Consider the following 12,773-nt stretch of genomic DNA (forward strand, 5'->3'; position numbering starts at 1 on the left):
GGCACCGGTGGCTTAGCCAGAGGGACTGTGAGCGGGAGCGGTTTGACCAGGAACAGGCCGGCCGGAAGCAGGTCGGCCCAGAGCACGCCGGCCGGTGGCAGCCTGCCCGGGGCAGGACCCACCCGGTTCGTACGGAGGGGAATCGGACGGGTCACCGGATGGCGCGCGGGCCCCGGACGCTTTGCCGCCCAGCGGTCCCGGCCGGGCCGGGGCCCGGAGCACCCGGCCCCCGACCGGGGGCGCCGGCAGCGCACGGCGCGGTTCCGGTTCCGGCGGGCCGAGGCGTTTCGCAGGGGCGGCGGAGCGGTCATCGCGGGGATGGCCGCCCTTTCGCTGTTGCTGGCCGGCTGCAATCCGGGCGGCGAGGGCGTACGGACCGAGGGCACGGCGAGCAGCACCCCGGCGCCCGCCGACCGGTCGCCGGGCGCGCCGTCCCCCTCCCCCTCGGCGTCGGTGGCGTACCAGAAGGTCGACGCCGTGGAGCTGATGAAGCACGACCCGAAGGTCGGCGCGGACGTCAAGAAGTCCCTCGCGAAGCCGTGCGCCGCGGAGGAGTACCCGGTCGAGGTCACCTACGCCTCGCTCACCCACGAAAAGGCGAACGATGTCGTCGTCAACGTGATGACCTGCGCGGATTCGGTCGGCATCGGCTCCTACGTCTACCGCAAGAGCGGCAGTACGTATGAGAATGTCTTCGCCGACGAGCAGCCTTCGGTGTACGCGAGCGTCAACAAGGGTGAACTGGAGGTCTCCAAGCAGACCTACAACACCGGCGACAAGGTGTGCTGCGCTTCCGGCGAGGATGTGATGACCTACCACTGGACGGGTAGCCGCTTCGTCGAGTACGCCCGCTACCACACCGATTACAGCAACACCGGGGGCACGGCGAGCGCGCCCCCGGACAGCACGGCACCGGAGGATTGAGAACACCGCATGGCCGATACCCATGTGCTCTTCGTCGAGGACGACGACGTCATCCGCGAGGCGACGCAGCTCGCCCTGGAGCGGGACGGCTTCGTGGTCACCGCCATGCCCGACGGTCTGGCGGGACTGGAGGCGTTCCGCGCCGACCGGCCCGACATCGCCCTGCTGGACGTGATGGTGCCCGGACTGGACGGTGTCAGCCTGTGCCGGCGCATCCGGGACGAGTCGACCGTGCCGGTGATCATGCTGTCGGCGCGGGCCGACTCCATCGACGTGGTGCTGGGCCTGGAGGCCGGCGCCGACGACTACGTGACCAAGCCGTTCGACGGCGCCGTGCTGGTGGCCCGTATCCGCGCGGTGCTGCGCCGCTTCGGCCACGCCTCGGGGCCGGACGGCGCGGCCGCCGCCGCCTCGGAGGCGGCCGAGCCCGCCGAGGCCGTGCTGCGCTTCGGCGATCTGGAGGTCGACACGGAGGGCATGGAGGTACGCAAAGGCGGTCAGCCGGTCGCGCTGACGCCCACCGAGATGCGCCTGCTGCTGGAGTTCTCGAACTCGCCCGGCACGGTCCTGTCCCGCGACCGGCTGCTGGAGCGGGTGTGGGACTACGGCTGGGGCGGTGACACCCGGGTCGTGGACGTCCACGTCCAGCGGCTGCGCGGCAAGATCGGCCAGGACCGCATCGAGACCGTCCGCGGCTTCGGTTACAAGCTGAGAGGCTGACTCCTGCGGTGGTCAGGCTCGCCCTGCGTACCGGACTGAGGTGGAAGCTCAGCGCCGCGATCGCCCTCGTCGGAGCGCTGGTCGCGATCGCGCTGAGCCTCGTCGTGCACAACGCCGCGCGCGGCTCGATGCTGGACAACAGCCGCGACGTACAGACCGAGCGCCTCAACTTCACGCAGAAGATCTACGAAACCACGCACCAGCTGCGCTTCGGCGCCAAGCTGGACGACCCGGCGCTGCCGAAGGAACTGCGTGAAGAGGTCACCAAGGGGAAGCGGGCGACCTATCTGGAGGACACCGGCCAGACCACGCCCAAGGTGTGGGCGGCGGCGCCGGTCGCGGGCGGCCGGGTGCTGTCCATCCAGGGCTATTTCCCCGACCGGTTCGCCGTCCTGGACGACCTCGACCAGGCGCTGCTGATCGGCTCGACGGCGGTCGTGGTCGGCGGCTGCGCGCTCGGCGTGCTGATCGGCGGGCGGCTGTCCCAGCGGCTGCGCAAGGCGGCCGCCGCGGCCGGCAAGCTCGCCGACGGCGACACCTCCGTACGCATCCGCGACGAGGTGGGCGGCCGCATCCGGGACGAGACGGACGATCTGGCCTGGGCGGTGGACGCGATGTCCGACGCGCTCCAAAAGCGCATCGAGGCGGAGCGCCGGGTGACCGCCGACATCGCCCACGAGCTGCGCACACCGGTCACCGGGCTGCTCACCGCGGCCGAACTGCTGCCGCCGGGCCGCCCGTCGGAGCTGGTACGGGACCGGGCGCAGGCGATGCGCACCCTCGTCGAGGACGTGCTGGAAGTGGCCCGGCTGGACGGTTATGCGGAGCGGGCCGAACTGCAGGACGTGGCGCTCGGCGAGTTCGTCACCCGGCGGGTGCGGTCCCTGAACCCCGACATCAAGATCGAGATCCTCCGGGACGCCGAGGTCTCCACCGATCCGCGGCGCCTGGAACGCATCCTGGGCAACCTGATCGCCAACGCGGCCCGGCACGGCAAGCCGCCGATCGAGGTCACCGTCGAGGGGCGGGTCGTGCGCGTGCGCGACCACGGCACGGGCTTTCCGGAGGCGCTGCTGCGCGAGGGGCCGAGCCGGTTCCGCACCGGCAGCAGCGACCGGGCCGGGCGCGGGCACGGGCTCGGCCTGACCATCGCGGCGGGCCAGGCGCGGGTGCTGGGCGCCCGGCTGACCTTCCGCAACGCGGACGAGATGACGGACGGGTCGACGGGGGCGGTGTCCGTGCTGTGGCTGCCGGAGAACGCGCCGACGAACACGGGCAGTTTCCCGGTCATCCAGCTGCCGGACCGGTGACGGGGCGGCGCCGCCCGCCCGCTCGTCCCGCGCCTCGTCCCGCGCCCCTTCGTCGTCCGGCGCCCCTTCGTCGTTCATGTTCCGAGGGTGACACGCGCCACTGACAACGGGCCGGCGGCGGACACACCGGTGCCCCCGGCGGCCCCCGCCGCCGGACACGGCAGCGGCCCCCGGCGCGTATGCCGGGGGCCGCTGGCCAGGGATTCAGTGCCGGATCAGACGGTCTCCGCCAGCACGGCCCGGTCCGCCGGAGCCTCGCCGCCGTCCGGGCTCTCGGCCGGCTTGGCGGGGCCGCCGCGCAGCGGCACCTCCTTGAGGAACCAGGCCGCCGCGAAGCCGATGACGCTGATCACCGCGCCCCACAGGAAGACCTGGTGGGTGCCGCCGGAGACCGCGTGCATATACGCGTCCTTGATCATGGGCGGCAGCTTCTCCAGCGCCTTCAGGTCCATCTGGCCACCGCCCGCGGTCGCCTTCGCGCCCGCGGCACCGAGCCGCTCGGCCATCACGTCCTGCACCCGGTTGTTGAAGATCGCTCCGAAGATCGCGACGCCGAAGGAGCCGCCGATCGTACGGAAGAGGGTGGCGGACGAGGAGCCGACGCCCATGTCCTTCATCTCGACGCTGTTCTGCGCGATCAGCATCGTGGTCTGCATCAGGAAGCCCATGCCGGCGCCGAGCACCGCCATGTACAGACCCGAGGTGAAGCGGGTGGTGCCGGTGTCCATCAGGGACAGCAGCACCAGTCCGGCGGTGATCAGCCCGCCGCCGCCCACCACGAAGATCTTGTACTTGCCGGTGTTGGTGGTGACCCGGCCCGCGACCAGCGAGACGGCCATCATCGCGAGCAGCATCGGCAGGAGCAGCAGCCCGGAGTTGGTGGCCGAGGCGCCCTGCACGGTCTGCTGGAACAGCGGCAGGAAGGTCATCGACCCGAACATCACGAAGCCGACCAGGAAGCCGATCACCGTGACGAGGCTGAAGTTGCGGTTGCGGAAGATGTGCAGCGGCAGCACGGGCTCGCGGACCTTGGTCTCGGTGAGGACGAAGGCCAGCAGGGCGACGACACCGACCGCGCCGAGCCCGATGATCTGGCCCGACAGCCAGTCGTACTCGGTGCCGCCCCAGGTGGTGATCAGCACCAGTGCGGTGATGCCGACGGTGAGCAGCACGGCGCCCACGTAGTCGATGCGCGCCTGGGTCCGCTTCTTCGGCAGGTGCAGTACGGCGGTGACCATGACCAGGGCGATCGCGCCCAGGGGCAGGTTGATGTAGAAGCTCCAGCGCCACCCGAGGTGGTCGGTGATGGTGCCGCCGACCAGCGGGCCGCCGATCATCGCGACGGCCATGACGCCGGCCATCATGCCCTGGTACTTGCCGCGCTCCCGCGGCGGGATCAGGTCACCGATGATCGCCATGACACCGACCATCAGACCGCCGGCGCCCAGGCCCTGTACGGCGCGGAAGCCGATCAGCTGGCCCATGTCCTGGGCCATGCCGGACAGCGCCGAGCCGATCAGGAAGATCACGATGGACGTCAGGAAGACGCCCTTACGGCCGTAGAGGTCGCCCAGTTTGCCCCAGATCGGGGTCGAGGCGGCGGTCGCGAGCGTGTACGCGGTCACCACCCAGGACAGGTGGCTCAGCCCGCCCAGTTCGCCGACGATCGTAGGCATGGCCGTACCCACGATCATGTTGTCGAGCATCGCGAGCAGCATCGCGATCATCAGCGCGAACAGCACCACGCGGACGCTGGCCGGCTGCTTCCCCCCGGCGTCCGCCGGTTTCGATATGCCCCCCGCTGGGGTCGCTTTCGACTGCGACATCCCCATTTTCACTTCTCCCACTTACTTGCCGCCCGGCTAGTTCAGTACAGTGAAGAAGGTAAGCAACAACTAGCCGGGCGTCAAGTAAGTTTGGGGCACCCCCGGCCTGGGCGATCGACGCAGGAGAACAGCAGCATGGGCAGCACACCGCACGCGCGCAGGGGCAACACCCGTCAGCGCATCCAGGACGTCGCCCTGGAACTGTTCGCCGAACAGGGGTACGAGAAGACCTCGCTGCGCGAGATCGCCGAGCGGCTCGACGTCACGAAGGCGGCGCTCTACTACCACTTCAAGACCAAGGAAGACATCGTCATCAGCCTCTTCCAGGACCTGTCACGGCCCATCGACGAACTGACCGCGTGGGCCGCCGGGCAGCCGCGCACCCTGGAGACCAAGCAGGAGATCCTGCGCCGCTACAGCGAGTCCCTGCGCACCGCCGAGCCCCTCTTCCGCTTCATGCAGGAGAACCAGGCGACCATACGGGACCTGAGCATCGGGGAGACCTTCAAGCAGCGGATGCACCGGCTGACCGGGCTGCTCAGGGAGCCCGACGCGGAGCTGAAGGACCAGGTCCGGTGCATCACCGCGATCTTCTCGATGCACGCGGGCATGTTCGCCATGCAAAACGTCGAAGGCGACCCCGAGGACAAGCGCAAGGCCATCCTGGAGGTCGCCACCGAACTGGTCGCCGCGGCCCACCCGCCGAACCGCGGCTAGGAAGCGGTCGCGGCGGCGATCACCCGCCGCCGGTCACGCCGGAATCACTCCCCGCCGGTCACGGCAGGGGGCACCCGCCGTCGGTCACGGCAGGGATCACACGCCGTCGCCGCGCGCCTTCAGGAAGGCGGTCGGCTCGACGCCGGTGCCGTAGTTCGGGCCGGTGCGGACCTCGAAGTGCAGGTGCGGGCCGGTCGAGTTGCCGGTGCTGCCGGACTTCGCGATCTCCTGGCCGGTCTGCACGGTCTGGCCCGGCTTGACCTCGGTGCTGGTCAGGTGCGCGTACTGGGTGTACGTACCGCTGTCGTGCTTGATCACGACCGCGTTGCCGTACGCGGGACCGTCGCCGCCGCCGTTCGGGCCGGCCTTGACCACGGTGCCCCCGTGCACGGCGTGCACGGCGGTGCCGCTGGGCACCACGAAGTCCTGACCACTGTGGTTGTGCGACCAGTGCTTGCCCGCCAGGCCGAACGTCATGCCCAGCTTGTAGTCGTCCACCGGCTTCACCCAGGAGCGGGCCTTCTCCTCGGCGGCCTTCTTGGCCTTCTCGGCCTGCTGCTTCTCCGCCTCGGCGGCCTTCTTCTGCGCGTCGGCCTGCGCGTTCACCGAGGAGCCGATGGAGGACGACAGTCCGCCCAGGGCGATCGACTGCGCGTCGCTGCCGGCCGCTATCGCCACCCCGGCGCCCATGGCCGCGGAGACGCCCAGGCCCGCCGCGAGCACGGAGGCGCGGGTACGGAGAGCGGACTTCTTCGTCAGGCGGTGCAGGGGGTGGTGCTTCGTCATGCGGGAACTACCTCCGGGAAAGGGAAAAGACCGCGTCCCGGCCGTCGACCGGGATCGCTCCACCTTGGTAACCCGAATCCGACATGCTGCCAATAGCCGCTTCTACTACCTCATCCCGTACCAAAAGCCGGAGAAATAAATCCCCGCGGCTACCCTCGCCCCCCGGCCTCAAACCCCGCGCCCACCGCTGTCTCCCGGACGCGCCGACTCCCCGCCACTAAGGCCCTGACCTGCACCTTTCCCCCGCCGGACACGGTCGCCCCAGCGCCCGGGACCACCCCGCCCGCACCGCGGCGGCCCCCGCGCCGGCACCGGCCCGGCGCACCTCGAAAAGCTCCCGCTATTCCGCGTAGTAGGCCCCGGAGAGCCTGTGCGGCATGTCACCGCGCGCCCGCTTTTCCCCGCTTCCTGACGGGTCTTTTGTATGTCCGTATCGGGACCAAAGGCCCCGCGGGAAAGGGCGGCCTCCGCTCTTTCCCACTGCCGCCCCGGGAAGCGCCGTCTCCTCTAGGCTTGAAGTCCACAACGCCCGGCCCGGCCGGCGTTGCCCAGGTGATGGGGGATCACCGATGGACCCGTTGATCATCACGGCCCGGCTCGTCCCGAAGGTCGTCGCCCCGCTCGTCAAGAAACTCCTGGTCCGCCCGGGGCCCGGCGCCTTCCTGGTGGACCGGCCGTTACGGATCGCCCGCCTCGTCTCCTTCCGCGGCGAGCAGCGCACCCTCGGGGAGCGCGACGTGCGGCGGATCGCCGCCAAACTGGTCGACCGGGCCGTGACCCCGCTGCCCGGCGCCACCGGCGCGGAGCGCGAGCGGCCGGTGGCCCCCGACGAGGACCGGACCGTGACGGACGCCCTCACCCGTACGCTCTGGGCGCTCGGCGAGCTCGACACGGAGATCGTCCAGGACGCCCGGCTGGACGCCGGAGAGCTCGCCGGGCAGCTGCGCCGGGCCGCCCCGGACGCCACCCGGGAGCTGACCGCCGACGGCGCACAGCTCCACGCGATCCTGCTGGACACCGCGTCCCTGCACATCCTCGACTTCTTCACCCGGCTCACCGGCTTCACCGCCCGCACCCTCACCGAGAACCGGCGCGCACTGGCCGGACTCGACGACGCCCTCGGCGCACTGGCCGCCCGGCTGCCGTCCCCCTCCGCCGAGGACGCCGCCTTCGAGACGCGGTACGCCCTGGACACCGCCGTCCTCCTCAACCACCTCACCATCTTCGGTATCGACCTCGCGCACTCCCCCGACAGCTGGCCGCTGGACGCCGCCTACCTGGGCCTGCGCTGCGAGCCCGAGCCGACGGCCGGGGACCGCGGCCCCTCCCCCGGACCGGCCGTCCCCGCCGAGCAGGCGCTGTCCGGCCTGTGCCACGTCCTGGTACGGGGCGTGGCCGGCTCCGGCAAGACCACCCTCCTGCAGTGGCTGGCCGTCGCGACCGCCCGCGGCGAGCTGCCCGCCGCGCTGCGCCACGCCCTGTACGGACGCGTCCCCTTCCTCCTGCCGGTGCGCCGCTTCGCCCGGCACGGCCTGCCCTCCCCCGGCGACTTCCTGGCGACCGTCGGCTATCCGGGCGCCGACGCCCAGCCGGCGGGCTGGGCCGACCGCGTCCTGCGGGCCGGACGGGCCCTGCTGCTGATCGACGGGGTGGACGAGGCCCCCGAGGGCGAGCGCGAGGGGCTGCGCCGCAAACTCCGCGACTGGACCGCCCTGTACCCGGGCAACGTCTGGATCGTCACCTCCCGCCCCTCCGCCGTCCGCGCCGACTGGCTGACCGCCGACGGCTTCGCCGAACTGTCGCTGGCCCCGATGAGCCGCGAGGACATCGCCGCGTTCATCCAGCGCTGGCACCGCGCCGCGGCCCAGCAGGAGCCGGAGGACCTGGACCGGCTCGGCCACTACGAACGGACCCTGCTCAACGCCGTACGCATCACCCGCGACCTCGGCCGCCTGGCCACCAACCCACTGATGTGCGGAATGCTCTGCGCGCTGCACCGCGACCGCCGCGGCTATCTGCCCGACGGGCGCAAGGAGTTGTACGAGGCCGCGCTGTCGATGCTGCTGGAACGGCGGGACCGGGAGCGGGCCATGGGCACCACGGACGGCATCGACCTGCCCCGCCAGCCCAAGATCCAGCTGTTGCAGAAGCTGGCCCACTGGATGCTCGTCAACGGACGCTCGGAGATGGACCGCGAGGTCGCCGTCGACACGCTCGCGCAGCACCTGCCCGCCATCCCCGACGCCGCGCGCCAGGGCGGCGCCGAGGAGGTCTACCGCCACCTGCTCAACCGGACCGGGCTGCTGCGCGAACCGGCCCCGGGCACGGTCGACTTCGTCCACCGCACCTTCCAGGACTTCCTGGCCGCCCGCGCCACCGTCCAGCGCCACGACTTCGGGCTGCTGCTCAACCACGCCCACCTCTCCGAGTGGGAGGACGTCATCCGGATGGCCGTCGCGCTGGCCCGCCCCGACGAGTGCGCGGCCCTGCTGAACGGGCTGCTCGCCCCGCGCCCCGGCATCCGGGCCGCGGAGGCCCGGCACCGCAAGCTGCTCGCCGCGGCCTGCGTGGAGCACGCCGCCGAACTGGACCCCGAGGTACGCCACCGGGTGCAGCGCTTCACCCGTGACATGGTCCGCCCCAGCACCGCGGCCGGCGCCCGCGCGCTGGGCTGGATCGGCCCGATAGTCCTGGAGATGCTGCCGGAGCCGGCCGACGTCTCGGACGGCGAGGCCTATCTGCTCGCCGTCACGGCCACCTCCATCGCCGACGACATGGCGATCGACTACCTGACCGGGCTGCGCAAGCGGACGCACCACGACATACGGGCGCAGCTGGCCGGTGCCTGGCGGCGGTACGACACCGCCCGCTACGCCCGGGAGATCATCGCCCACCTCGATCCGGACGAGCTGTACTTCCCCGTGGCGGACGCGGAGGAGCTGGACGCCCTGCGCCGGCTCGGCGGCCGGCCGTACCTCCAGGTCGCCGGGCGGTTCACCGCGGCCGAGCTGACCGCGGGCATCGCTCCGGCGGACGGCCTGACCCGGCTCTGGCTGGCGTACGACCTCGGTATCTCGATGGAGTGGCTGGCCGCTTTTCCCCGCCTGGAAACGCTCGTGGTCGGCAGCCGGCTGCCGCGCGTCTGCGGTGTACCGGACGGCGTTCGCGTCATTGAGCTGTGATATCGCGGCCCTTTAGGGCTGTGGGCCTGCCTTACTGGGCTCGGGAGCGCCCAGACACCTTGGAGTCCCGGGGTCATCGGAATAGCCCGGTCCGTATTAGCGCCGGGATGCCGTCCGAGAGCCGCTGGAGCACCCGGAATGACGTTTTCCATTTACGTGCCGGGTTACGCCCCGGGTTACCCGCCGGGATACGCCCCGGGCAATAGCCGTAGTCACTCCTGTACCACGGGGGAAGTCCCGGATGCGGCGGTTACGAAAATGCGCCGATGTCTGTCCGGAAAACCACTTCCGCCCGCGGACCGGGCGCCTTGCCGAAAACGCCGCGGCCCGGAACCTGGAGCAGGTTCCGGGCCGCGGCGTCAGCCGTACCGGTCAGGCGCCGGGCGCCCGGTCCGTATCGCCGGCCGTCACGCGTCCTTCGACAGGTCCGGGCCGCCGGCCGCGGACTCCACGGGCGGGGCGTCGGGCAGCGCCGACTTCTCCTCGCCGCGGAAGGTGAACTTGGCGTTCTCGCCCTCACCCTCGATGTCGACGACCACGATGTGGCCGGGGCGCAGCTCGCTGAAGAGGATCTTCTCCGAGAGAGCGTCCTCGATCTCGCGCTGGATGGTCCGGCGCAGCGGGCGGGCGCCCAGCACCGGGTCGTAACCGCGCTTGGCGAGCATCTTCTTGGCCTCACCGCTGAGCTCGATGCCCATGTCGCGGTCCTTCAGGCGCTCGTCCACCTTGGCGATCATGAGGTCGACGATCTGGATGATGTCTTCCTCGGTGAGCTGGTGGAAGACCACCGTGTCGTCGACACGGTTGAGGAACTCGGGCCGGAAGTGCTGCTTGAGCTCTTCGTTGACCTTGTTCTTCATCCGCTCGTAGCTGCTCTTGGTGTCGCCCTGGGCGGCGAAGCCCAGGTTGAAGCCCTTGGAGATGTCCCGTGTCCCGAGGTTGGTCGTCATGATGATGACCGTGTTCTTGAAGTCCACCACCCGGCCCTGGGAGTCGGTCAGGCGACCGTCCTCCAGGATCTGCAGCAGGGAGTTGAAGATGTCGGGGTGGGCCTTCTCCACCTCGTCGAACAGCACGACGGAGAACGGCTTGCGGCGCACCTTCTCGGTGAGCTGGCCGCCCTCTTCGTAGCCGACGTAGCCGGGAGGCGAGCCGAAGAGCCGGGAGACCGTGTGCTTCTCGCTGAACTCCGACATGTCGAGGGAGATCATCGCGTCCTCGTCGCCGAAGAGGAACTCGGCGAGCGTCTTGGACAGCTCGGTCTTACCGACACCGGACGGACCGGCGAAGATGAACGAGCCACCGGGGCGCTTGGGGTCCTTCAGACCGGCCCGCGTACGGCGGATGGCCTGCGAGAGCGCCTTGATGGCGTCCTTCTGGCCGATGACGCGCTTGTGGAGCTCGTCCTCCATCCGCAGCAGCCGCGAGGACTCCTCCTCGGTGAGCTTGAAGACCGGGATGCCGGTCGCCGTGGCCAGAACCTCGGCGATCAGCTCGCCGTCGACCTCGGCGACGACGTCCATGTCGCCGGCCTTCCACTCCTTCTCCCGCTTCGCCTTGGCGGCCAGGAGCTGCTTCTCCTTGTCGCGCAGGCCCGCGGCCATCTCGAAGTCCTGCGAGTCGATCGCGGACTCCTTCTCCCGGCGCACGTCGGCGATCTTCTCGTCGAACTCGCGGAGGTCCGGCGGCGCGGTCATCCGGCGGATGCGCATCCGGGAACCGGCCTCGTCGATCAGGTCGATCGCCTTGTCCGGCAGGAAGCGGTCGGAGATGTAGCGGTCGGCCAGCTGGGCGGCCTGGACCAGGGCCTCGTCCGTGATGGAGACGCGGTGGTGCGCCTCGTAACGGTCGCGCAGGCCCTTCAGGATCTCGATGGTGTGCGGCAGCGACGGCTCCGCGACCTGGATGGGCTGGAAGCGGCGCTCCAGGGCCGCGTCCTTCTCCAGGTACTTGCGGTACTCGTCGAGCGTCGTCGCACCGATGGTCTGCAGCTCGCCCCGCGCCAGCATCGGCTTGAGGATGCTCGCGGCGTCGATCGCGCCCTCGGCGGCACCCGCACCCACCAGGGTGTGGAGCTCGTCGATGAACAGGATGATGTCGCCGCGGGTGCGGATCTCCTTGAGCACCTTCTTCAGGCGCTCCTCGAAGTCACCGCGGTAGCGGGAGCCGGCGACCAGGGCGCCCAGGTCCAGGGTGTAGAGGTGCTTGTCCTTGAGGGTCTCGGGCACCTCGCCCTTGACGATGGCCTGGGCCAGTCCCTCGACGACCGCCGTCTTGCCGACGCCGGGCTCGCCGATGAGGACCGGGTTGTTCTTGGTACGGCGGGACAGCACCTGCATGACCCGCTCGATCTCCTTCTCGCGCCCGATGACCGGGTCGAGCTTGGTCTCGCGAGCGGCCTGCGTCAGGTTGCGGCCGAACTGGTCCAGGACGAGCGAGGTCGAGGGGGTGCCCTCGGCCGGGCCGCCGGCGGTGGCGGCCTCCTTGCCCTGGTAGCCGGAGAGCAGCTGGATGACCTGCTGCCGCACCCGGTTCAGATCGGCGCCCAGCTTCACCAGGACCTGGGCGGCGACGCCCTCGCCCTCGCGGATCAGGCCGAGCAGGATGTGCTCCGTACCGATGTAATTGTGGCCGAGCTGAAGGGCCTCGCGGAGCGACAGCTCCAGGACCTTCTTCGCACGGGGGGTGAAGGGGATGTGACCGGACGGGGCCTGCTGCCCCTGGCCGATGATCTCCTCCACCTGCTGGCGGACCGCCTCGAGCGAAATCCCGAGGCTCTCCAGGGCCTTAGCGGCGACACCCTCACCCTCGTGGATCAGGCCCAGGAGGATGTGCTCGGTGCCGATGTAGTTGTGGTTGAGCATCCGGGCTTCTTCCTGAGCCAGGACGACAACCCGCCGCGCACGGTCGGTGAACCTCTCGAACATCGTTAATCGCTCCTCAGAGCGGTCAGGCAGTTAGGGGTCGGTCCCCTCCCTGTCCTTCCGCATGCTAGTCCCGTGGGACGGGACAGCTCATTCCAACTGCCGACATCCGTCCGGATCACCCCCGCGACGGCGGGGAAATCTGCTGCCGAACAGCCGACATCTGCTCCAACCCGATGGTGCGAGACGATGTTCCCGCAGGCCAGGCATATACGCCCCGGGCCAGTACGCCCGTGGCGAACGCACCCGTCACCGACACGCCCGCCCGGAGCCCGCCGCCGCTCCGGAAAAGGCGCTGCGCACGCCGCTGCACCGTCTCTCCCCACTGGGAATGTCCTACCCGCTGCCACTGACACTCCATGCGGCGCAGGCCCGTTCCATCCG

At 70.4% G+C, this 12,773-nt stretch carries 8 protein-coding genes; 5 read left to right on the top strand and 3 right to left on the bottom strand.

The window, feature by feature from the left end; genetic code table 11:
• Nucleotides 1–318: 318 nt before the first annotated feature.
• The 3 genes from ACFV57_RS09195 to cseC are packed head-to-tail and all read left to right on the top strand — an operon-like array spanning nucleotide 319 to nucleotide 2,954.
• Entirely contained in the window at nucleotides 319–924 is a 606-nt protein-coding gene (locus ACFV57_RS09195; protein WP_385227621.1) for a hypothetical protein, read from the top strand.
• 9 nt (nucleotides 925–933) lie between these two features.
• A complete protein-coding gene (gene cseB / locus ACFV57_RS09200; RefSeq protein ID WP_385227624.1) occupies nucleotides 934–1,644 on the top strand; it encodes a two-component system response regulator CseB in 711 nt (236 codons plus the stop codon).
• Between the two features lie 8 nt (nucleotides 1,645–1,652).
• Nucleotides 1,653–2,954: a two-component system sensor histidine kinase CseC gene (gene cseC / locus ACFV57_RS09205; RefSeq protein WP_385227627.1), complete on the top strand. Its 1,302-nt coding sequence runs from the start codon at nucleotides 1,653–1,655 to the stop codon at nucleotides 2,952–2,954.
• A 215-nt stretch (nucleotides 2,955–3,169) separates the two neighbouring features.
• Here cseC and ACFV57_RS09210 read toward each other — a convergent pair whose 3' ends face one another.
• The gene (locus tag ACFV57_RS09210; protein ID WP_385227630.1) at nucleotides 3,170–4,780 is read right to left on the bottom strand and encodes an MDR family MFS transporter; all 1,611 of its coding nucleotides are present in this window, start codon (nucleotides 4,778–4,780) and stop codon (nucleotides 3,170–3,172) included.
• A gap of 135 nt (nucleotides 4,781–4,915) precedes the next feature.
• Here ACFV57_RS09210 and ACFV57_RS09215 point away from each other — a divergent pair, with 135 nt between their 5' ends.
• A complete protein-coding gene (locus ACFV57_RS09215) occupies nucleotides 4,916–5,497 on the top strand; it encodes a TetR/AcrR family transcriptional regulator (protein ID WP_385227633.1) in 582 nt (193 codons plus the stop codon).
• A 96-nt stretch (nucleotides 5,498–5,593) separates the two neighbouring features.
• Here the strand turns inward: ACFV57_RS09215 and ACFV57_RS09220 are convergent, their stop codons facing one another.
• Nucleotides 5,594–6,283, bottom strand: a complete 690-nt coding sequence (locus ACFV57_RS09220) for a M23 family metallopeptidase (protein WP_385227636.1) — start codon at nucleotides 6,281–6,283, stop codon at nucleotides 5,594–5,596.
• A gap of 569 nt (nucleotides 6,284–6,852) precedes the next feature.
• On the opposite strand from ACFV57_RS09220, the gene ACFV57_RS09225 reads away from it, so the two are divergent.
• Complete coding sequence (locus ACFV57_RS09225; protein ID WP_385227639.1) at nucleotides 6,853–9,465, top strand: NACHT domain-containing protein; 2,613 nt, start codon at nucleotides 6,853–6,855, stop codon at nucleotides 9,463–9,465.
• A 407-nt stretch (nucleotides 9,466–9,872) separates the two neighbouring features.
• On the opposite strand, the gene ACFV57_RS09230 is transcribed toward ACFV57_RS09225, so the two are convergent.
• Nucleotides 9,873–12,392: an ATP-dependent Clp protease ATP-binding subunit gene (locus ACFV57_RS09230; RefSeq protein WP_385227642.1), complete on the bottom strand. Its 2,520-nt coding sequence runs from the start codon at nucleotides 12,390–12,392 to the stop codon at nucleotides 9,873–9,875.
• Nucleotides 12,393–12,773: the final 381 nt, after the last annotated feature.

This window comes from Streptomyces sp. NPDC059788 (assembly GCF_042732265.1).
Lineage (GTDB): Bacteria > Actinomycetota > Actinomycetes > Streptomycetales > Streptomycetaceae > Streptomyces.

Bases quoted from the DNA above. Each gene is read 5' to 3' on its own strand.
- ACFV57_RS09220 (WP_385227636.1), bottom strand. From the start codon at position 6,283: ATGACGAAGCACCACCCCCTGCACCGCCTGACGAAGAAGTCCGCTCTC.
- ACFV57_RS09225 (WP_385227639.1), top strand. From the start codon at position 6,853: ATGGACCCGTTGATCATCACGGCCCGGCTCGTCCCGAAGGTCGTCGCC.
- ACFV57_RS09210 (WP_385227630.1), bottom strand. From the start codon at position 4,780: ATGTCGCAGTCGAAAGCGACCCCAGCGGGGGGCATATCGAAACCGGCG.
- ACFV57_RS09215 (WP_385227633.1), top strand. From the start codon at position 4,916: ATGGGCAGCACACCGCACGCGCGCAGGGGCAACACCCGTCAGCGCATC.
- ACFV57_RS09230 (WP_385227642.1), bottom strand. From the start codon at position 12,392: ATGTTCGAGAGGTTCACCGACCGTGCGCGGCGGGTTGTCGTCCTGGCT.
- cseB (WP_385227624.1), top strand. From the start codon at position 934: ATGGCCGATACCCATGTGCTCTTCGTCGAGGACGACGACGTCATCCGC.
- ACFV57_RS09195 (WP_385227621.1), top strand. From the start codon at position 319: ATGGCCGCCCTTTCGCTGTTGCTGGCCGGCTGCAATCCGGGCGGCGAG.